Annotated in this window: 26 protein-coding genes; 20 read left to right on the top strand and 6 right to left on the bottom strand. The window is 66.8% G+C overall.

Going from position 1 to position 18,202, the window contains the following annotated elements; genetic code table 11:
* The first annotated feature begins 96 nt into the window (after positions 1-96).
* Entirely contained in the window at positions 97-1,161 is a 1,065-nt protein-coding gene (locus tag A5767_RS15125; protein WP_064852606.1) for an alpha/beta hydrolase, read from the top strand.
* A gap of 84 nt (positions 1,162-1,245) precedes the next feature.
* On the opposite strand, the gene A5767_RS15120 is transcribed toward A5767_RS15125, so the two are convergent.
* From A5767_RS15120 to A5767_RS24170, 6 genes are all read right to left on the bottom strand, one after another.
* Positions 1,246-2,436, bottom strand: coding sequence for an IS30 family transposase (locus A5767_RS15120; protein WP_197483253.1), 1,191 nt, complete (start codon positions 2,434-2,436; stop codon positions 1,246-1,248).
* 479 nt (positions 2,437-2,915) lie between these two features.
* Positions 2,916-3,971 carry an esterase/lipase family protein gene (locus A5767_RS15115; RefSeq protein WP_019288606.1) on the bottom strand — a complete coding sequence of 352 codons (1,056 nt, stop codon included), beginning with the start codon at positions 3,969-3,971 and terminating at the stop codon, positions 2,916-2,918.
* A 100-nt stretch (positions 3,972-4,071) separates the two neighbouring features.
* Positions 4,072-4,953 carry an ABC transporter permease gene (locus tag A5767_RS15110; RefSeq protein ID WP_006554615.1) on the bottom strand — a complete coding sequence of 294 codons (882 nt, stop codon included), beginning with the start codon at positions 4,951-4,953 and terminating at the stop codon, positions 4,072-4,074.
* Between the two features lie 4 nt (positions 4,954-4,957).
* Positions 4,958-5,824, bottom strand: a complete 867-nt coding sequence (locus tag A5767_RS15105) for an ABC transporter permease (RefSeq protein WP_019288604.1) — start codon at positions 5,822-5,824, stop codon at positions 4,958-4,960.
* The gene (locus A5767_RS15100; RefSeq protein WP_064852604.1) at positions 5,821-6,882 is read right to left on the bottom strand and encodes a daunorubicin/doxorubicin resistance ABC transporter ATP-binding protein DrrA; all 1,062 of its coding nucleotides are present in this window, start codon (positions 6,880-6,882) and stop codon (positions 5,821-5,823) included. Before A5767_RS15100 ends, A5767_RS15105 begins: the two co-directional genes overlap by 4 nt.
* A gap of 150 nt (positions 6,883-7,032) precedes the next feature.
* Positions 7,033-7,212 carry an FCD domain-containing protein gene (locus A5767_RS24170; protein WP_156665160.1) on the bottom strand — a complete coding sequence of 60 codons (180 nt, stop codon included), beginning with the start codon at positions 7,210-7,212 and terminating at the stop codon, positions 7,033-7,035.
* 399 nt (positions 7,213-7,611) lie between these two features.
* Between A5767_RS24170 and A5767_RS15090 the strand changes: the two genes are divergently transcribed.
* From A5767_RS15090 to rplR, 19 genes are all read left to right on the top strand, one after another.
* The gene (locus A5767_RS15090; RefSeq protein WP_064852603.1) at positions 7,612-9,120 is read left to right on the top strand and encodes an amidase; all 1,509 of its coding nucleotides are present in this window, start codon (positions 7,612-7,614) and stop codon (positions 9,118-9,120) included.
* Between the two features lie 484 nt (positions 9,121-9,604).
* Positions 9,605-9,910 carry a 30S ribosomal protein S10 gene (gene rpsJ, locus A5767_RS15085; protein ID WP_003938093.1) on the top strand — a complete coding sequence of 102 codons (306 nt, stop codon included), beginning with the start codon at positions 9,605-9,607 and terminating at the stop codon, positions 9,908-9,910.
* Positions 9,911-9,955: 45 nt separating this feature from the next.
* Positions 9,956-10,609, top strand: a complete 654-nt coding sequence (gene rplC, locus A5767_RS15080) for a 50S ribosomal protein L3 (RefSeq protein WP_006554610.1) — start codon at positions 9,956-9,958, stop codon at positions 10,607-10,609.
* Positions 10,606-11,289 (top strand): 50S ribosomal protein L4, encoded by a 684-nt coding sequence (rplD, locus tag A5767_RS15075; protein ID WP_006554609.1) that lies wholly within the window; start codon positions 10,606-10,608, stop codon positions 11,287-11,289. Before rplC ends, rplD begins: the two co-directional genes overlap by 4 nt.
* A complete protein-coding gene (rplW, locus tag A5767_RS15070; RefSeq protein WP_006554608.1) occupies positions 11,286-11,591 on the top strand; it encodes a 50S ribosomal protein L23 in 306 nt (101 codons plus the stop codon). Before rplD ends, rplW begins: the two co-directional genes overlap by 4 nt.
* Before the next feature lie 38 nt (positions 11,592-11,629).
* Positions 11,630-12,463 carry a 50S ribosomal protein L2 gene (gene rplB, locus A5767_RS15065; protein WP_024101620.1) on the top strand — a complete coding sequence of 278 codons (834 nt, stop codon included), beginning with the start codon at positions 11,630-11,632 and terminating at the stop codon, positions 12,461-12,463.
* Between the two features lie 19 nt (positions 12,464-12,482).
* Entirely contained in the window at positions 12,483-12,764 is a 282-nt protein-coding gene (gene rpsS / locus A5767_RS15060; RefSeq protein WP_003938088.1) for a 30S ribosomal protein S19, read from the top strand.
* The gene (gene rplV, locus A5767_RS15055; protein ID WP_006554606.1) at positions 12,761-13,153 is read left to right on the top strand and encodes a 50S ribosomal protein L22; all 393 of its coding nucleotides are present in this window, start codon (positions 12,761-12,763) and stop codon (positions 13,151-13,153) included. Before rpsS ends, rplV begins: the two co-directional genes overlap by 4 nt.
* On the top strand, positions 13,153-13,950 hold the full coding sequence (gene rpsC, locus A5767_RS15050; RefSeq protein ID WP_006554605.1) for a 30S ribosomal protein S3: 798 nt from the start codon (positions 13,153-13,155) through the stop codon (positions 13,948-13,950). The genes rplV and rpsC overlap by 1 nt, the downstream gene beginning before the upstream one ends.
* Positions 13,951-13,954: 4 nt before the next feature.
* Positions 13,955-14,371, top strand: a complete 417-nt coding sequence (rplP, locus tag A5767_RS15045) for a 50S ribosomal protein L16 (RefSeq protein ID WP_006554604.1) — start codon at positions 13,955-13,957, stop codon at positions 14,369-14,371.
* Entirely contained in the window at positions 14,371-14,607 is a 237-nt protein-coding gene (rpmC, locus tag A5767_RS15040; protein ID WP_006554603.1) for a 50S ribosomal protein L29, read from the top strand. The genes rplP and rpmC overlap by 1 nt, the downstream gene beginning before the upstream one ends.
* Entirely contained in the window at positions 14,604-14,888 is a 285-nt protein-coding gene (rpsQ, locus tag A5767_RS15035; protein ID WP_024101619.1) for a 30S ribosomal protein S17, read from the top strand. The genes rpmC and rpsQ overlap by 4 nt, the downstream gene beginning before the upstream one ends.
* Positions 14,889-15,206: 318 nt before the next feature.
* Complete coding sequence (rplN, locus tag A5767_RS15030; protein ID WP_006554601.1) at positions 15,207-15,575, top strand: 50S ribosomal protein L14; 369 nt, start codon at positions 15,207-15,209, stop codon at positions 15,573-15,575.
* Positions 15,575-15,892: a 50S ribosomal protein L24 gene (gene rplX, locus A5767_RS15025; protein WP_006554600.1), complete on the top strand. Its 318-nt coding sequence runs from the start codon at positions 15,575-15,577 to the stop codon at positions 15,890-15,892. The genes rplN and rplX overlap by 1 nt, the downstream gene beginning before the upstream one ends.
* Before the next feature lies 1 nt (position 15,893).
* Positions 15,894-16,460 carry a 50S ribosomal protein L5 gene (rplE, locus tag A5767_RS15020; protein ID WP_006554599.1) on the top strand — a complete coding sequence of 189 codons (567 nt, stop codon included), beginning with the start codon at positions 15,894-15,896 and terminating at the stop codon, positions 16,458-16,460.
* A 4-nt stretch (positions 16,461-16,464) separates the two neighbouring features.
* Positions 16,465-16,650 (top strand): type Z 30S ribosomal protein S14, encoded by a 186-nt coding sequence (locus A5767_RS15015; RefSeq protein WP_006554598.1) that lies wholly within the window; start codon positions 16,465-16,467, stop codon positions 16,648-16,650.
* A gap of 173 nt (positions 16,651-16,823) precedes the next feature.
* The gene (rpsH, locus tag A5767_RS15010) at positions 16,824-17,222 is read left to right on the top strand and encodes a 30S ribosomal protein S8 (protein ID WP_006554597.1); all 399 of its coding nucleotides are present in this window, start codon (positions 16,824-16,826) and stop codon (positions 17,220-17,222) included.
* Between the two features lie 15 nt (positions 17,223-17,237).
* Complete coding sequence (gene rplF / locus A5767_RS15005) at positions 17,238-17,777, top strand: 50S ribosomal protein L6 (RefSeq protein ID WP_006554596.1); 540 nt, start codon at positions 17,238-17,240, stop codon at positions 17,775-17,777.
* Positions 17,778-17,779: 2 nt separating this feature from the next.
* Positions 17,780-18,187 (top strand): 50S ribosomal protein L18, encoded by a 408-nt coding sequence (gene rplR / locus A5767_RS15000; RefSeq protein ID WP_006554595.1) that lies wholly within the window; start codon positions 17,780-17,782, stop codon positions 18,185-18,187.
* The last annotated feature ends 15 nt before the right edge of the window (positions 18,188-18,202 follow it).

Raw genomic sequence — 18,202 nt, 5'->3', positions numbered from 1 at the left:
ATTCGTCGATACACGTTGTGCTGCGCCGTACGGCGCGCCTCGGCCTGTCCGAGGTTTGTGGCCATGCCCGGAATCGGGTTTGAGGAGGTTGTCGGAATGAAGGTTGTCCAGTCGGGGACACGGGCCCGGAAGACGAGGATTGCTGCGGTGTCCGCAGCAGTCGTCGCCCTGCCGTTGTTCTTCGGTGGCGCGACCGCCGGGGCCGACCCCGTCGCGGAGACGCTCCAGCCGATCGAATCGGTGACCAGCGAGAACGGCTCGAAGATCACCCGCATCGAGAACTACGGTGAGCAGCAACTGCTCGTCTATGTGTACTCGGCCTCGATGGACAAGGAGATCCTGCTCGACGTCTGGCGTCCCGCCGACACCAGCGAGCCGCGCCCGACGCTGTATCTCCTCAACGGAGCCGGTGGTGGCGAGGACAGCGCGACCTGGCGCTTCCGCACCGACGCGATCGAGTTCATGAAGGACAAGAACGTCAACGTCGTCTCCCCGGTCGGTGGCAAGTGGAGCTATTACACCGACTGGAAGGAAGAGGACCCGGTTCTCGGTGTTAACAAGTGGGAGACCTTTCTGACGAAGGAGATCCCGCCGCTGATCGACGCGGCGCTCGGTACGAACGGGATCAACGCGATCGCAGGTCTGTCGTCCTCGGGTACGTCGGTCCTGCAGCTGCCCATCGCTGCACCCGGCCTGTACCAGGGCGTCGCGGCGTACAGCGGCTGCGCCCAGACCTCCGACCCGATCGGGCAGCAGTTCGTCAAGCTCGTCGTCGAGACCTGGGGTGGCGGCGACACCCGCAACATGTGGGGTGAGTTGAACGATCCGGCCTGGGCCGAGAACGATCCCTACGTGCACGCCGAGGAGCTGCGCGGTCTCGATCTCTACATCTCCAACGGCACGGGCCTGCCGGGGCGCTACGACACCCTGAACGGTCCGGAGATCGACGGCCAGGTCGACGTACTCGCCAACCAGATCGTGGTCGGCGGCGTCATCGAAGCGGCGACCAACTACTGCACGCACAACCTCCGTACCCGCCTCGACGAGCTGGACATCCCCGCCACCTACAACTTCCGCGACTCCGGCACCCATTCGTGGGGTTACTGGCAGGACGATCTGAAGGACTCGTGGCCGGTGCTGCAGAAGGCCCTCGGCCTCTGACCGTCCTCGTCGGTCGGTTCGTGTGACCGACCGGAAAGGCCCCTACCGCTTCGGCGGTTTCAAGGGGTCGACGCAACACCGCTGTTAGTTGGTGGTGATTAGATCACGCAGACGCTCGGCTGGAGTATCCCAGCCGAGCGTTTTGCGTGGCCGGCCGTTGAGCTCCTGGGCGACGTGCTCGAGGTCCGCCGGGCTGTAGACACTCAGATCGGTGCCCTTGGGGAAATACTGCCGCAGCAGTCCGTTGGTGTTCTCGTTGGTGCCGCGCTGCCAGGGGCCGGCCGGGTCACAGAAGTAGACGGCCATGTCGGCAGCGATACCGAACTGCTTGTGCCGGGCCATCTCGGCGCCTTGATCCCAGGTCAGCGAGCCACGAAGATGGGCGGGCAGGTCTTTCATCGCGGCGATGAGCGCGTCCCGCACGGATTCGGCGTCGTGCCCGTTCGGCAGGTGCAGCAGCATCGTGTAGCGGGTGGTGCGTTCGACGAGGGTGCCGATCGCGGTCTTGTTCAGCTCACCGGTGATCAAATCGCCTTCCCAGTGCCCGGGCACCGCACGGTCGGCGACCTCGGCGGGCCGGTCACTGATCATCACCATCGGATCGGTGAATCGCTGATACCGCTGACCGTCCGCGCGGTGCGGTTTACGTCTCGCCCGTCCGGTCCGAAGTGCCTGTTGTACTTGCCTTTTGAGACCGCCTCGGGCTTGGAAGTAGAGGGCTTGGTAGATCGTTTCGTGGCTCACCCGCATACTTTCGTCGTCGGGATGATCCCGGCGTAGACGGTGCGAGATCTGCTCCGGTGACAACTTCCGGGACAGGCCTTCCTCGACCGCTGCCCGCAGGACCGTGTTCACCACCAGTTTGGACTGCTTCGGCCGCGCCCGGGCCGTGGCGGCGGCTCGATCGGCCTGATACGGCAGGTAGCTGCCCTCGATGCTGTGCCGACGAATCTCCCGCGAGACGGTCGAGACGTTCTTGCCGATCCGAGCGGCGATGGTTCGCAGCGAATCCTCGACGAGCAGGCCGTCGGCGATCGCGATCCGGTCCTCGGTCGACAGATACCGGTCGCTGATCGCCGGCCGTCCGCTGCCCTCACAGGTCACACTGGTCACAGACTGTGTGTAGACGGTTCCGTGGTGGTAGTCCACCACCCGCCCATCGGGATGGATCCGCTTATTGTTCGAGCGCCGGATTCCCTGCCGCCAGTCCCGTGCGGTGCGTTCGTTGACCCCGACCTCACGGGCTGCTCGTCTGGCCGACCAGCCCGCTGCGATCAACTCCAGGCAACGACGCTTGGCTTCGAGTTTGCCCTTCGGTGAGATTTTCTCCCTTCCGACCAGTCCCTCGTCCACCAGGATCCGGCGGGCCACCGAGTGCGCGACCTTCGATGCCTTCGCCGCCCGATTGATCGACCCGGTCTCGTTGTAGACAGACACGATCAGCGCACGGTCGGCGGTGCCGGCCGGGCCACGGGATCTACCCGCCGGCCGGTCGATGGCCCTCAAGATCGCGTAGCACCGCTGCCGGGGCAGCCCGATCGCGTCCGCGGCCTCCTTGACCGGAATCCCGGCATCGATCAGTCGTGCCAGTTGGTTACCGAACCGGTCGCAGTCCTCCGTGAACGCCATGATCGTCGCAACCTCTCGTTGAGAGTGTTGCGACGATCATGTGAACCCGCCCTTCCGGGCGGTAGGGGCCTTTCCGTGTCGACGAGCGAATCGCCGGGTGGCCGTGGCGACCGAGGTCGCCGACGCTATCCGTTCTCGGGTAGGTCGCACGGCACCGCGTGGGCCGCAGCGTATCCGGGGTCGAGCGCCGACTTCACGAGGTGGAGCGATTCGGGTCGTACGAGGATCGTGGAGTGGTCGGCGGGCGAATCCGGGCAGCCGTCCTGAACCCACACGTTGTGGACCTCGGCGTCCGGTCCCGGGCGCAGGAACGAGCTCTCGGGCGGTGTGACGATCTGATCGTGGCGCGTCGCGATCGAGGTGTAGGTCACGCCGGGAAGCGTGTCGCCACCCTCGTTGAGATTGCTGAGCATGCGCGACCCGATCAGCTGCTGCTGCCCGGCCGCGCCGAGATTGCTCCCGCGGAACAGCAACTCGGCCAAGGCATCGTTGCCGTTCGTCACGCCGAGCACCGCGAGCACCGTGTACAGCTGCTGCAGGCCGTTGAAGGTGGTGCCGTGATTCGTCGCGCCCAACATGACGAGGTTCCGGACCCGGTTGCGGGAGGGATCCGTCGCGTCCGTCCCACCCTCGAACTTGAGGTACTGACGGGAGACGACACCCCCCTGCGAGTGGCCGACCAGATCCACCTGCTCGGAGCCGGTGTGCTCGCGAACGGCATCGACGAACGTTCCGAGTTCCACGGCGGACCGTTCGATGTCCGAGACACCCCAGACCGTGCGCTCGGGATCGAAGTATCCCTGCGCAGCGCCGTAGTTCAACGCGTACACGCAGTAGCCGAGCCGTGCGAGTTCGGGAGCGACGTAGACCCATGTGGGGTACATGCCCGTCCCGGTGCCGTGCACGAGGACGACCGGCCGGGGATGGTCCGGCGACGGGACGCAGCCGAGGTCGTTGGCTCCCTCGACCCCCTCACCCATCGTGCTCAGCAGGGTCGCGAGGGGGCTCCCCGGAGCGTCTGCCGAGGTGGGCAGGGGAGCCGGATCGGGCACGGTGATGGTAGGCGCCGGCGCGGCAGGGGCAGGATCGGCCGCCGATACCGCCGGGGTGGCGAACATCGACGACGCAAGGGCGAGGGCAGCAGTGGCTGTGGCTACGACGCTGCGACGCGCACGGATCATCGGTACTCCTCGACGAACATGGGGATCGTATGTTCGTGCTGGTTGGGGGATCGCCGAGTAGGATAGCAGCCCGTCGGGGGACGTTCCGGGCAGCGGAAGATCAATTCTGTTCGGCCGAGCGCCGGTAACCGACGACGGCGGGGACCACGAAGACCGCCACCATCCCCACCGACCACGCGACCGTCTTCAGGAAGGGCTCGGCGACAGGCCCTCCCATCGCCAGCGCGCGCATCGTGTCGATCGCGCAGGACATCGGCTGGTTCGCCACGACGGGTTGCAACCAGCTCGGATACGCCATGACCGGCACGAACCCCGAGTTGAAGAACATGAGCAGGGTGCACAAAATCGAGACGGTCTCGACCAGGGGCGTGCGCCCCGGCAGAGTCGCCAGAGCGGTCACCATCATCGCGAAGCCCAGACCGAAGATCAGTGGGACCACGAGGATGAGCAGGGTGGGACCGAGGCCCTGGGTGAACCGGAAGCCAAGCGCCATGCCGGCGGCGAAGATCACGAGAGAGGTGACGAACACGCGCACCATCTCGGCCATCAACCGGCCCACGAGCCCCGCCGAACGATGAACGGGCAGCGTGTGGAAGCGGCTCAGCAGGCCGGAATCGCGTTCGGTGCGCAATCCCACCGCGCTGACCACCGAGCCGAACATTGCGCCGACGAGCACGATCATGGGGACGGTGCCGAAGATCGACGAATAGCCGGTCGCGGCGGTGATGCTGTCGCCGAGCACGATGCGGAACATCACCAGGGTGAGCGCCGGATAGATGAGCGCCTGGATCATCGTGGCGGGATCACGGGCCCATCTGAGCAGCAGTCGACCGCACTGCAGGCGGCTGTGCTCCCACAATGCACCGAGGGAACTCTCGCTGCGGATGCGATCCGGTTCGGGATAGGCGAAGGCGCGGCCCGGCGTCCCTGCCCGCTCTCGCGATCGGGCCCGCGCCTGCTGTGTCTCGACGGTCTCGCTCATCGATTCACTCCCGCCTCGTCGCGGCCCACACGGCGCCCGGGATGCAGATCACGGCCAGCCCGATCATCCAGAACAGGCTCGGCCGGAAGACTTCCCAGGTCACCCCGTCCTGGGCCATATCGCGCATCGCGAAGGAGAACTGCGAGATCGGCTGGTTGCGGACGAACGGTCTGATCCACTCGGGAAATCCCTCCTCGGGCACGAAACCGCACGAGAGCATCCCGAGGATCAGCTGCGGCAGGGTCAGCGCCTGCGCTGTCGCCTCGGGGCTCCGGGACAGACATCCGATCGCGTCGGCGCCCAGGCACAACAACAGGCTGATGATCAGTGCGGTCGCGCAGAACAACACTGCCTGCCCGGGGCCGGCGGAGAAACGGAAACCGATGAAATAACCGAATCCGATCGCGGCGGCCAAGGAGATGACCGACCGCACCATGCTCGCCGTCATCCGTGAGGCCAGGGGCGCCGCCGGGGCGACGGGCAGCGTCTGCAGACGCGAGGTCACGCCGGTCGTGCCCTCCTGCGCTGCCAGCTGCGCCGCCGAGATGGCGGTGAAGGCCATCGACTGCAGCACGATGATGGGCATCAGGAATTGCGCGTAGTCGATGCCCTGCAACTGCATGACGAATTTGAGCGGCAGATAGAAACCGAGACCGAAGACGAACGGTGCCAGGACCGCGAGGACCAGCTCGCCGTACCGCGCCATCGTGCGCAACGACCGGAGCGTCAGCACCCACCACTGCTCGACCCCCGACGGCGTGATCCGGCGGTGGACGCCTCCCCGGCGTGCGGGAAGGGTGGACGAGGAGTCGGTGAACGAGACCGTGGGGGTCTCCGTCCCGCGGACCGTCTCGTCGGTGCGGGCCGTCACGGCCGCTCACCTGCCGACGCAGGCTCCGCCCGCTCCGGGTCGGGAAGTGCTGCCGGGCCGCCGTCCGTGAGGCCACCGTCCGCCGGGTCGCTGCCGTCGGGAGCGGATGCGGAGTGCCTGGTGAGGCGGAGGAAGACGTCGTCGAGCGAAGGACGTCGCAGGCCGATGTCGGCGAGTTCGATGCCCAGGGGTTCGATGCGCCGCAGCACCTCGGTGAGGGTCGCGGCGCCGTCGGGCGCCGGGACGGACACCCGATCCGTGTCGGGGACCGTGCCCACGAGCACGTCCTGGGGGAGGAGACCGTCCAGGACGTGCAGGATCTCGGGGATCGCCCGCGGGTCCACCGGAACGATCTCGCAGTGGGTGCCACCGGCGGAGGACTTCAGCTGGTTCGCGGTGCCCTCCGCGATCACGGTGCCCTTGTCGATGACGATGATGTTGTCGCTCAGCACGTCGGCCTCTTCGAGGTACTGCGTGGTCAGCAGCACCGTGATGCCCTGCTCCTTGAGCGCTGCCACCAGCGACCACACACCCTGCCGGCTGCGCGGGTCGAGACCGGTGGTCGGCTCGTCGAGGAAGACCACCTTGGGCCGGACCACGAGGCCGCACGCGATGTCGACCCGTCGACGCATACCGCCGGAGTAGCCCTTCACTGGACGGCGACCGGCGTCGACGAGATCGAACTCCCGGAGCAGCTCGTCGGCGCGCCGGGTAGCGGACTTCTTGTCCAGGCCCATCAGGCGCCCGAACAGGATCAGGTTCTCCCGGCCGGTGAGAGTGTCGTCGAGTGCTGCGAACTGGCCGGTCATCATGATCGAACGCCGGACCGCCGCGGCGTCGGCGACCACGTCGTGCCCGGCGACCACGGCGCGACCCGAGGTGGGGCGCAACAGCGTCGACAGCACCTTGACCATCGTGGTCTTGCCGGCGCCGTTGGGGCCGAGGATGCCGAGGACACGGCCCGGCGGTGCAGAGAAGCTGATCCCGTCGAGTGCGTGGACGTCGCCGAACGACTTGTGGACGTCCTCCACGAGAACTGCCTGGTCGTGATCGCTCACATCACACCCCGCCGTAGATCTCGGTCCCCGTCGGGGACGGGTCGGTCCGTCACCGTCGGAATCGTACCGGGGCGAACGGTCCCGGGAGGGGCGGACGGACATGCGCGTCGGCGCCGACGCCCTGCCCCTTGGGGTGTCCACGCCGGCCGGTCAGGACCAGACGCCGAGATCGTCGAGGTGTTCGACGAGTCGATGGGCCCCGTCGGTGAAGTGTTCGCGCGTCTCGCGTCCGGCGGCCTCGACGTCACCGGTGCGCAACGCCTGCAGCAACCGTTCGTGCGAGGCGACCGCATCCGTCCCCCAGCTGCGATCGTCCGAGTAGAAGTGCACGGGCGTGTACCGGGTCGCGCACCGCCGGACAAGATGAGGTTCCTCACGTGCGCCGCCACATCGTCCGAGAGCTGCGGTCGCCGACGCACCCTGGGGGGACCGTGACGAAGCGGACGATTTCATAGCGCACGCCTTCTCCTAGTACATGATCCGCCTTGTCACTTCACGGTCTCGGTAGCATCACAGCCGGAGGTGACATGTGGCACACCTACCGTGCCCTAACCTGGCTCGCAACGCACTGGATGGTTCGGTTGGCGGGTGAGCACCGGAGTATCACGCCGACGGTTACTGGGAGGGGCCGCCGGCGGATTGTTCGCGTGGGGTGCGACCGCGGGGAGCGGTCGTGCGGCTCCGCCACGCAGGCTTCCTCCACCCGACACCGTCACCGATCCCGCGAGGATGAGTGCGGTCGAGGCGGCAGCGCTGCTGCACGCCGGCGAACTGCACCCGCGCGAACTGCTCGATGCCTGTCTGGACCGCACGCGCTCGTACGACGGAGCGATCGGTGCGTGGATCCGGCTCTACCCCGAAGTGGCCTACGCGGCGGCCGAGGCGGCGGGGGAGCGGCTCGCCCGTGCGCGCCGCGATCGGACCCCGGCGCCGCTCGTGTGCGGGCTCCCGATCGCTCTCAAGGACATCTTCGCGGTGTCCGGGCTTCCGCTCACCGCGTCGAGTCGCGTCCTCGAGGGCAACATCGCGGCCGGGCACTCGGGTGTGTGGCGTCGACTCGAGGACGCCGGTGCGGTGCTCATGGGGCACGCGCACACCGACGAGTTCGCGATCGGTGTCGCCACCCCTCAGGTGGGCAATCCGTGGAACACCGAGATGTCGCCCGGCGGATCGTCCGGCGGCAGCGCGGCCGTGCTCGCCGCGCGGTTCGCGCCCCTCGCGATCGGTAGCGACACCGGCGGTTCGGTCCGGTTCCCGGCGAGCGCCTGCGGTGTCTCGTCGATCAAGCCGACCTACGGGCGCATCACCTCGCACGGCATGATCCCGCTGACCTGGACCCGCGACCACGTGGGTCCGATGGGCCGCAGCGTCGCCGACGCGTCCCTGATGATGACCGTGCTCGCGGGCGCGGATCCGGCCGACCCGATCACGGCACTCGGCCCCGACGTTCCCGAGGGCGGTTATCCCGTGACGGCCGCCGGGGGAGCGAGTCCCCTCGCCGGCGTGCGGATCGGACTGCCCGTGAACACGAATCCCGCACCCCCCGAGTCGGTGCAGCGCGTCGTCGACGACGCGGCACGGTTGGCGGAATCGCTCGGTGCGGTCACGGTCCCGGTGACGATGCCGTCCCTGCCGGAATCCCTCGCGACCGGCGACCAGGTCGAGATGGGTGCCTACCACCAGCAGTTCACCGACCGGCTCGGCCTGTATCGCCCCGAGAACGCGGTGGCCGCGGGCACGGCGGTGGCCTCGCTGGCCGTGCCGGTGGGCGACTACCTCACCTTCGAACGCGACCGTCTGCGGTACCAGAGCGACTACAACCGGATGTTCGTCGACCAGGATCTCGACGCGATCATGCTGCCCGGCGCCTCCGTCGACGGCGCACGACGCCAGGAGTTCCTCGGCATCAGTGTCACGGCCGGAGTGACGGGCCCCGTGCGATGGGCGAACTACTCCGGTGCCCCCGTGGTGACCCTGCCCGCCGGGTACTCCGCCGCGACGGGGATGCCGGTCGGTGTGCAGCTCGGTGCGCGGCCGTGGCAGGACGAACATCTCATCGGCATCGGGCTCGAACTGCAGGAGGCACTGCCGATCTGGCGCGACGAGCCGCAGCTCGTCGCCGCCGGCGCACGGGTCCCCGAGGTCGCGCAGGTGCAGCCGGGCCCCGGTCCCGACCCGACGAATACGATCGGGGCGGCCGCTCCGGTTCGGACCCTGCCGATGAACCCCATCGGCTAGGCTCGACCACGCGGATCCGACCGCACGGCGTATCGCCGAGGTGTACATCACGCACCGTCGTGAGTTGAACTCTCGGCCGTGCTCCTGCATACTGGTCGGGTTGCCTTGACCGGGCCATGGATGTTTCGCGGCTCGGATCGGGAAAGACGTGACAGTCGCGGATCGAGCCTCACGGCCTGGTCGCGGCCACATGCAAGACGGAAGCAGTACCCCTGTGTGCTCCTGTGGAGCGCAGCCGGTTCCGTTCCTTGCGGTGTCGAAGCCTTCGAGCATCGACGCCGGGGAATGAGCGGCGGGCCGACACGCCCGACCGCGTGGGCCGGAGAACAATGACAGATGAACAGCGGCAAGCGGATCGGATACGTCCGGCTCGCACTGTGTTCGAGTGCTGTTCTCGGTCGCCGTTCCCTGGGGAACTGTGCAGACGAGGTGGTTTCCGGCTCCGCCGGGGATCACGAAACGCGGCAAGAAAAGGACACTAAGCGTGGCGGGACAGAAGATCCGCATCAGGCTCAAGGCCTATGACCACGAGGCGATCGACGCATCTGCGCGCAAGATCGTCGAGACGGTGACCCGTACGGGTGCCCGCGTGGTCGGCCCGGTGCCGTTGCCCACTGAAAAGAACGTGTACTGCGTCATCCGCTCGCCGCACAAGTACAAGGACTCGCGCGAGCACTTCGAGATGCGGACGCACAAGCGGCTCATCGACATCCTCGACCCGACGCCGAAGACCGTCGACGCGCTCATGCGCATCGATCTCCCGGCGAGTGTCGACGTCAACATTCAGTGACATTCGATTACAGCGAGCTTGTGAAAGACGCAGCGGAGACAACACATGACTAACCAGATCAAGGGAATCCTGGGCACCAAGCTCGGCATGACCCAGGTCTTCGACGAGAACAACCGGGTTGTCCCGGTCACCGTCGTCAAGGCCGGACCGAACGTGGTCACGCAGATCCGCACCGAGGAGCGCGACGGCTACAACGCCGTGCAGCTCGCCTACGGTGCCATCGCGCCGCGCAAGGTCAACAAGCCGGTTCGCGGCCAGTTCGAGAAGGCCGGCGTCACGCCGCGCCGTCACCTGGTCGAGCTCCGGATCGAGGACGCCTCCGAGTACGAGGTCGGCCAGGAACTCACCGCCGAGGTGTTCGAGGACGGCGCCTACGTCGACGTCACCGGCACCTCGAAGGGCAAGGGCTTCGCCGGCACCATGAAGCGTCACGGCTTCGCCGGCCAGGGTGCGTCGCACGGTACGCAGGCCGTGCACCGTCGTCCGGGCTCCATCGGTGGTTGCGCCACCCCGGGCCGCGTGTTCAAGGGCACGCGCATGTCCGGCCGTATGGGCTCCGACCGCATCACGACGCAGAACCTCTCGGTCCACAAGGTGGACGCCGAGAACGGTCTGCTGCTGATCAAGGGCGCGATCCCGGGTCGCAAGGGCGGCCTCGTGATCGTCAAGACCGCAGTGAAGGGTGGTGCACGGGCATGACCAGCACCGAGACCGCAACCAAGCTGACCCTGGACGTCAAGGCCCCCGGTGGCCAGACCTCCGGCTCCGTCGATCTCCCCGCCGAGATCTTCGACGCTCCCGCGAACATCGCGCTGCTGCACCAGGTCGTCACCGCGCAGCTCGCCGCGGCCCGCCAGGGAACGCACGCCACCAAGACCCGCGGCGAGGTCCGCGGCGGTGGCAAGAAGCCGTACCGCCAGAAGGGCACCGGCCGCGCACGTCAGGGCTCGACCCGTGCGCCGCAGTTCGCCGGCGGTGGCACCGTCCACGGCCCGCAGCCGCGCGACTACAGCCAGCGCACCCCCAAGAAGATGAAGGCCGCCGCCCTGCGCGGAGCCCTCTCCGACCGGGCGCGCAACGAGCGCATCCACGTGATCACCGAACTCGTCGCGGGTCAGACCCCGTCGACGAAGAGTGCTCGCACGTTCCTGGGCGAGATCAGCGACCGCAAGAAGGTCCTGCTCGTCGTCGGCCGTGAAGACGTGGCGGCGTGGAAGTCGGTTCAGAACCTTCCCAACGTCCACGCGCTCGCGCCGGATCAGCTGAACACCTACGACGTGCTCTACAGCGATGACGTCGTGTTCAGCGTCGAGGCGCTCAACACGTTCATCCACGGGCCGGCCGAGTCCGGCCAGGAAGTGAAGGAGGAGAGCAAGTGAGCACGATCGCCGATCCTCGCGACATCCTGCTGGCTCCCGTCGTCTCCGAGAAGTCCTACGGGCTGATGGAAGAGGGCACCTACACCTTCCTGGTCCACCCGGACTCGAACAAGACGCAGATCAAGATTGCCGTCGAGAAGGTCTTCGGCGTCAAGGTGAGCAGCGTCAACACCGCCAACCGTCAGGGCAAGCGCAAGCGGACCCGGTTCGGTTACGGCAAGCGCAAGAACACCAAGCGCGCGCTCGTGACCCTCACGGCCGACAGCAAGCCCATCGAGATCTTCGGAGGCCCGGTCGCCTAGCGATCGGAACTCTCGAGAGATAGAGGACGAGAAGACTCATGGCAATCCGTAAGTACAAGCCGACTACGCCGGGCCGTCGTGGCGCCAGCGTGGCGGACTTCGCCGAGATCACTCGGTCGACGCCCGAGAAGTCGCTGGTGCGCCCGCTGCACGGTCGCGGTGGACGTAACGCGCACGGCCGCATCACCACCCGTCACAAGGGTGGCGGACACAAGCGCGCCTACCGCCTGATCGATTTCCGTCGCAACGACAAGGACGGCGTGCCGGCCAAGGTCGCTCACATCGAGTACGACCCCAACCGCACCGCGCGCATCGCGCTGCTCCACTACGTGGACGGCGAGAAGCGCTACATCATCGCCCCCAAGGGCCTCGTGCAGGGTGCTCCCGTCGAGTCGGGCCCCAACGCCGACATCAAGCCCGGCAACAACCTGCCGCTGCGCAACATCCCGACGGGTACGACCATCCACGCGGTCGAGCTGCGTCCGGGTGGCGGCGCCAAGATGGCCCGCTCCGCCGGTGCGAGCATCCAGCTCCTCGGTAAGGAAGGCACCTACGCCACGCTGCGTATGCCCTCCGGCGAGATCCGTCGCGTCGACGTGCGCTGCCGCGCCACCGTCGGCGAGGTCGGCAACGCCGAGCAGTCGAACATCAACTGGGGCAAGGCCGGCCGTATGCGCTGGAAGGGCAAGCGCCCGACCGTCCGTGGTGTCGTGATGAACCCGGTCGACCACCCGCACGGTGGTGGCGAGGGCAAGACCTCGGGTGGTCGCCACCCGGTCAGCCCGTGGGGCAAGCCCGAGGGCCGCACCCGCAAGAACAAGGCGTCCGACAAGCTCATCGTCCGTCGTCGCCGTACCGGCAAGAAGCGCTAGTCAAGGAGGGAGTTAGAGAATGCCACGCAGCCTCAAGAAGGGCCCGTTCGTCGACGACCACCTCCTGGCGAAGGTGGACACGCAGAACGAGAAGGGCACCAAGCAGGTCATCAAGACCTGGTCGCGCCGTTCCACGATTCTGCCCGACTTCATCGGTCATACGTTCGCTGTCCACGATGGACGCAAGCACGTGCCGGTGTTCGTCTCGGAGTCCATGGTCGGTCACAAGCTCGGTGAGTTCGCGCCGACCCGTACGTTCAAGGGCCACATCAAGGACGACCGGAAGAGCAAGCGTCGATGAGCACTGAAACCACCACCAACAGCGCTCGGGCTGTTGCGCGCCACGTGCGCGTGACCCCGATGAAGGCGCGCCGCGTCGTCGACATCGTTCGCGGTAAGTCCGTCGAGGAGGCCCTGGCCATCCTCAAGTTCGCGCCGCAGGCCGCGGCCGAGCCGGTCGCCAAGGTGATCGCGTCGGCCGCTGCGAACGCGCAGAACAACTACAACCTCGACCCCAGCACGCTCGTCGTCGCGACTGCGTACGTGGACGAGGGTGCGACCCTGAAGCGGTTCCAGCCGCGTGCCCAGGGCCGTGCGTTCCGCATCCGCAAGCGGTCGAGCCACATCACCGTGATCGTGGAAAGCGTCGGGTCGGCCTCGACTCGTAACCGCCGGAAGGGAGCTCAGTAGTGGGCCAGAAGATCAACCCGCACGGCTTCCGTCTGGGCGTCACCACCGACTGGAAGTCTCGTTGGTACGCGGACAAGCAGTACGCGGACTACGTCAAGGAAGATGTCGCGATCCGCAAGTTCCTGGCCTCCGGCCTCGAGCGCGCCGGCATCGCGAAGGTCGAGATCGAGCGCACCCGCGACCGTGTGCGTGTGGACATCCACACCGCTCGTCCCGGGATCGTCATCGGACGCCGCGGCGCCGAGGCCGATCGCATCCGCGCCGAGCTCGAGAAGCTGACCGGTAAGCAGGTCCAGCTGAACATCCTCGAGGTCAAGAACTCGGAGTCCGAGGCTCAGCTCGTGGCGCAGGGCGTCGCCGAGCAGCTCTCGAACCGTGTCGCCTTCCGTCGTGCGATGCGCAAGGCCATCCAGTCGGCCATGCGTCAGCCGAACGTCAAGGGCATCCGCGTGCAGTGCTCGGGCCGCCTCGGTGGCGCCGAGATGTCGCGTTCGGAGTTCTACCGCGAAGGTCGCGTCCCGCTGCACACGCTGCGCGCGGACATCGATTACGGCCTCTACGAGGCACGGACCACCTTCGGCCGCATCGGCGTGAAGGTCTGGATCTACAAGGGCGACATCGTCGGTGGCCGTCGTGAGCTCGCTGCTGCTGCAGCTGCTCCCGCCGACCGGCCGCGTCGTGAGCGTCCGAGCCGCCCGCGTCGTTCCGGCGCGTCGGGCACCACCGCGACGAGCACCGAGGCCGGCCGCGCCGCATCGAGCGACGCTCCTGCCTCGACCGAGAACAAGGAGGGCTGACGCAATGTTGATCCCCCGGCGGGTCAAACACCGCAAGCAGCACCATCCGAGCCGTACGGGTGCCGCCAAGGGCGGAACCCAGGTGGCCTTCGGTGACTACGGCATCCAGGCTCTCGAGCCGGCCTACATCACCAACCGGCAGATCGAGTCCGCTCGTATCGCCATGACCCGGCACATCAAGCGTGGCGGCAAGATCTGGATCAACATCTTCCCGGATCGCCCCCTCACCAAGAAGCCTGCCGAGACCCGCATGGGTTCCGGTAAGGGTTCGCCGGAGTGGTGGGTCGCGAACGTCAAGCCCGGTCGCGTGCTGTTCGAGATGAGCTACCCCAACGAGGAGATTGCGCGCGAGGCTCTGCGTCGCGCGATGCACAAGCTCCCCTGCAAGTGCCGCATCGTGACGAGGGAGGAGCAGTTCTGATGGCTACCGGTACCCCCGCCGCGGAACTCCGCGAGCTGAGCGACGAAGAGCTGACCGACAAGCTCCGCGAAGCCAAGGAAGAGCTGTTCAACCTCCGCTTCCAGATGGCCACCGGCCAGCTGGACAACAACCGTCGGCTCCGCGTGGTGCGCAACGAGATCGCCCGTATCTACACGGTGCTGCGCGAGCGCGAGCTCGGACTGGCCACCGGCCCGAATGCGGGTGACGTGGCATGAGTGAGGAAAAGGCAGTGAGCAACCAGGAACAGCGCGCGAGCCGTAAGGTCCGCATCGGTTACGTCGTCTCGGACAAGATGGAGAAGACCATCGTCGTCGAGCTCGAGGACCGGGTGAAGCACCCGCTGTACGGCAAGATCATCCGCCGTACGACCAAGGTGAAGGCGCACGACGAGAACGGTCTGGCCGGCATCGGCGACCGCGTGCAGCTGATGGAGACCCGTCCGCTGTCCGCGTCGAAGCGCTGGCGTCTGGTCGAGGTGCTCGAGAAGGCCAAGTAAGGCCTCCTCGTCCTCGACAGGACCGAGAACATGCAGCACCCCACCACCCGCACCGCGGGCGGTGGGGTGCTGTGCGTCGGGTAGTAGGTGCAGCCCTCGCGTGGGGAGCGGTGGACGTCGCTGCGACACGCCCGGTTCCGGGGTGGGGAGTGACATCACAATTCGCGAATTTGCCCTGCGTACGGTATATGGCCTACTCTGGACGGGTTGCTTACGGGACCCGTGTGTGATTCGCGCGTGCGCCGCAGGCAACCGACGACCGCGTACGTCCAGGTCGGAAATCTGACGTACACACCAATCCAGGTCAAGGAGAAGTAAGTGATCCAGCAGGAGTCGCGACTGCGCGTCGCCGACAACACGGGTGCCAAGGAGATCCTCTGCATCCGCGTTCTCGGTGGCTCGTCCCGTCGCTACGCCGGAATCGGTGACGTCATCGTCGCCACCGTCAAGGACGCGATCCCCGGCGGCAACGTCAAGCGTGGCGATGTCGTCAAGGCCGTGATCGTGCGCACCGCCAAGGAGCGCCGCCGTCCGGACGGTTCCTACATCAAGTTCGACGAGAACGCTGCCGTCATCATCAAGGGCGACAACGATCCTCGCGGCACCCGCATCTTCGGACCCGTCGGTCGCGAGCTCCGCGACAAGCGGTTCATGAAGATCGTCTCGCTCGCTCCGGAGGTGCTGTGATGAAGGTGCACAAGGGTGACACCGTGCTCGTCATCTCGGGCAAGGACAAGGGCGCCAAGGGCAAGGTCATCGCGGCCTACCCGGCGACCGGCAAGGTCCTCGTCGAGGGCGTGAACCGTATCAAGAAGCACACCGCCGTCTCTGCGAACGAGCGTGGCGCCTCCTCCGGCGGCATCGTGACGCAGGAGGCCCCGATCCACGTTTCCAACGTTGCGGTCGTCGACTCGGACGGAAACCCCACCCGCGTGGGCTACCGCACCGATGAGGAAACCGGCAAGCGCGTTCGGATTTCCCGGAAGAACGGGAAGGACCTCTGACATGACTTCCACCGAGAACAAGACCCAGCCGCGCCTGAAGGCCCGCTACCGCGCCGAGATCAAGGACGCGCTGAACGCGGAGTTCGACTACGCGAACGTCATGCAGATCCCCGGCGTCGTGAAGGTCGTCGTCAACATGGGTGTCGGCGACGCCGCCCGCGACGCGAAGCTCATCAACGGAGCCGTCAACGACCTCGCGCTCATCACCGGTCAGAAGCCGGAGATCCGTAAGGCCCGCAAGTCCATCGCACAGTTCAAGCTGCGCGAGGGCATGCCGATCGGTGCGCGCGTCACGCTGCGCGGCGACCGCATGTGGGAGTTCCTGGACCGTCTCGTGTCCATCGCGCTTCCCCGTATCCGGGACTTCCGCGGCCTCAACGGCAACCAGTTCGACGGCAACGGCAACTACACGTTCGGCCTGAACGAGCAGTCGATGTTCCACGAGATCGACGTGGACAAGATCGATCGCCCGCGCGGCATGGACATCACTGTCGTGACCACCGCTACCAACAACGAAGAAGGCCGTGCCCTGCTCAAGCACCTCGGCTTCCCGTTCAAGGAGAACTGAGCCCATGGCTAAGAAGGCACTGGTCAACAAGGCCAACAAGAAGCCGAAGTTCGCGGTGCGCGCCTACACCCGCTGCCAGCGCTGCGGGCGCCCGCACTCGGTCTTCCGCAAGTTCGGACTCTGCCGCATCTGCCTTCGCGAGATGGCACACCGCGGAGAACTTCCGGGAGTTCACAAGAGCTCCTGGTGACGTGAGCGGTGGGCGGAGGACCGAGAAGTTCTCCGCCCACTGTCACGCTGTCATGGGTTCGTCGCCGATCCGTCGACGAATCCGCTATCGAAACCGAGTTTCGACGTAGGCCCACGGCCGGCATGTTCCGGCGTTGCATGGGAACCGCATCGAGAAAGGTGAACAGGTCAGCCATGACCATGACCGACCCCATCGCAGACTTCTTGACGCGTCTGCGTAACGCCAACACGGCGTACCACGACGAGGTCAAGCTCCCGTCCTCGAAGATCAAGGTGAACATCGCCGAGATCCTCAAGCGCGAGGGCTACATCTCCGACTACCGCACCGAGGACGCCGAGGTGGGCAAGACCCTCATCGTCGACCTCAAGTACGGACCTTCCCGTGAGCGCAGCCTTGCCGGCGTGCGCCGCGTGTCGAAGCCCGGCCTGCGCGTGTACGCGAAATCCACCAACCTGCCCAAGGTCCTGGGCGGCCTCGGCGTGGCGATCATCTCCACGTCCTCCGGCCTGCTCACCGATCGCCAGGCGGCCAAGCAGGGAGTGGGCGGGGAAGTCCTCGCCTACGTCTGGTAAAGGGAGGCCACCACAATGTCGCGAATCGGAAAACTCCCCGTTGCAGTTCCTTCGGGCGTCGAGATCACCATCGACGGCCAGGATGTTGCAGTCAAGGGCCCCAAGGGCAACCTGTCCCTGACGATCGCCGAGCCGATCGCCGTCGCCAAGGGCGAGGACGGGGCAATCAACGTCACGCGCCCGAACGACGAGCGTCGCAGCCGCGCGCTGCACGGCCTGTCGCGGACGCTCGTGCAGAACCTCATCGTCGGTGTCACCGAGGGTTACACCACCAAGATGGAGATCCACGGCGTCGGCTACCGCGTGGCCCTCAAGGGCAAGGACCTCGAGTTCTCGCTCGGCTACAGCCACCCCGTGCTGATCGAGGCGCCCGAGGGCATCACGTTCGCCGTCGAGAACCCCACGCGCTTCTCGATCTCGGGCATCGACAAGCAGAAGGTCGGCCAGATCGCGGCCAACATCCGCCGGCTGCGCAAGTCCGACCCCTACAAGGGCAAGGGCATCCGCTACGAGGGTGAACAGGTCCGTCGCAAGGTCGGAAAGACGGGTAAGTGATCATGAGCCAGACCGAGAACCAGAAGGCCAAGCGCATCCCGCGCGGCAAGGACGCCTCCACCACGCGTCGCCTTTCGAAGACGCGTCGTCACTTCCGCCTCCGCAAGAAGATCTCCGGCACCGCCGAGCGTCCCCGCCTCGTCGTCAACCGGTCCTCGCGCCACCTGCACGTGCAGCTGGTCGACGACCTGACGGGCACCACTCTCGCCGCAGCGTCGTCCATCGAACCCGATGTGCGCGCTCTCGAGGGCGACAAGAAGGCTCGCGGCGCGAAGGTCGGTCAGCTGATCGCCGAGCGCGCGAAGGCTGCCGGCGTGGAAGCCGTGGTCTTCGACCGCGGTGGCCACACCTACAGCGGACGCATCGCGGCCCTCGCGGACGCGGCTCGCGAAAGCGGGTTGAAGTTCTGATGACCATTTTCTCGA

It is taken from the genome of Rhodococcus sp. 852002-51564_SCH6189132-a (assembly GCF_001665495.1).
Lineage (GTDB): Bacteria > Actinomycetota > Actinomycetes > Mycobacteriales > Mycobacteriaceae > Rhodococcus > Rhodococcus pyridinivorans.
The sequence above is the reverse complement of the archived record's forward strand: the minus strand, read 5'-3'. Positions and strand labels throughout refer to the sequence as shown.

Coding starts and splice junctions, on each gene's coding strand:
- A5767_RS15125 (WP_064852606.1), top strand. CDS start 97: ATGAAGGTTGTCCAGTCGGGGACACGGGCCCGGAAGACGAGGATTGCT.
- A5767_RS15115 (WP_019288606.1), bottom strand. CDS start 3,971: ATGATCCGTGCGCGTCGCAGCGTCGTAGCCACAGCCACTGCTGCCCTC.
- A5767_RS15110 (WP_006554615.1), bottom strand. CDS start 4,953: ATGAGCGAGACCGTCGAGACACAGCAGGCGCGGGCCCGATCGCGAGAG.
- A5767_RS15090 (WP_064852603.1), top strand. CDS start 7,612: ATGAGTGCGGTCGAGGCGGCAGCGCTGCTGCACGCCGGCGAACTGCAC.
- rplC (WP_006554610.1), top strand. CDS start 9,956: ATGACTAACCAGATCAAGGGAATCCTGGGCACCAAGCTCGGCATGACC.
- rplD (WP_006554609.1), top strand. CDS start 10,606: ATGACCAGCACCGAGACCGCAACCAAGCTGACCCTGGACGTCAAGGCC.
- rplB (WP_024101620.1), top strand. CDS start 11,630: ATGGCAATCCGTAAGTACAAGCCGACTACGCCGGGCCGTCGTGGCGCC.
- rpsS (WP_003938088.1), top strand. CDS start 12,483: ATGCCACGCAGCCTCAAGAAGGGCCCGTTCGTCGACGACCACCTCCTG.
- rplV (WP_006554606.1), top strand. CDS start 12,761: ATGAGCACTGAAACCACCACCAACAGCGCTCGGGCTGTTGCGCGCCAC.
- rplP (WP_006554604.1), top strand. CDS start 13,955: ATGTTGATCCCCCGGCGGGTCAAACACCGCAAGCAGCACCATCCGAGC.
- rpmC (WP_006554603.1), top strand. CDS start 14,371: ATGGCTACCGGTACCCCCGCCGCGGAACTCCGCGAGCTGAGCGACGAA.
- rpsQ (WP_024101619.1), top strand. CDS start 14,604: ATGAGTGAGGAAAAGGCAGTGAGCAACCAGGAACAGCGCGCGAGCCGT.
- rplX (WP_006554600.1), top strand. CDS start 15,575: ATGAAGGTGCACAAGGGTGACACCGTGCTCGTCATCTCGGGCAAGGAC.
- rplE (WP_006554599.1), top strand. CDS start 15,894: ATGACTTCCACCGAGAACAAGACCCAGCCGCGCCTGAAGGCCCGCTAC.
- A5767_RS15015 (WP_006554598.1), top strand. CDS start 16,465: ATGGCTAAGAAGGCACTGGTCAACAAGGCCAACAAGAAGCCGAAGTTC.
- rpsH (WP_006554597.1), top strand. CDS start 16,824: ATGACCATGACCGACCCCATCGCAGACTTCTTGACGCGTCTGCGTAAC.
- rplF (WP_006554596.1), top strand. CDS start 17,238: ATGTCGCGAATCGGAAAACTCCCCGTTGCAGTTCCTTCGGGCGTCGAG.
- rplR (WP_006554595.1), top strand. CDS start 17,780: ATGAGCCAGACCGAGAACCAGAAGGCCAAGCGCATCCCGCGCGGCAAG.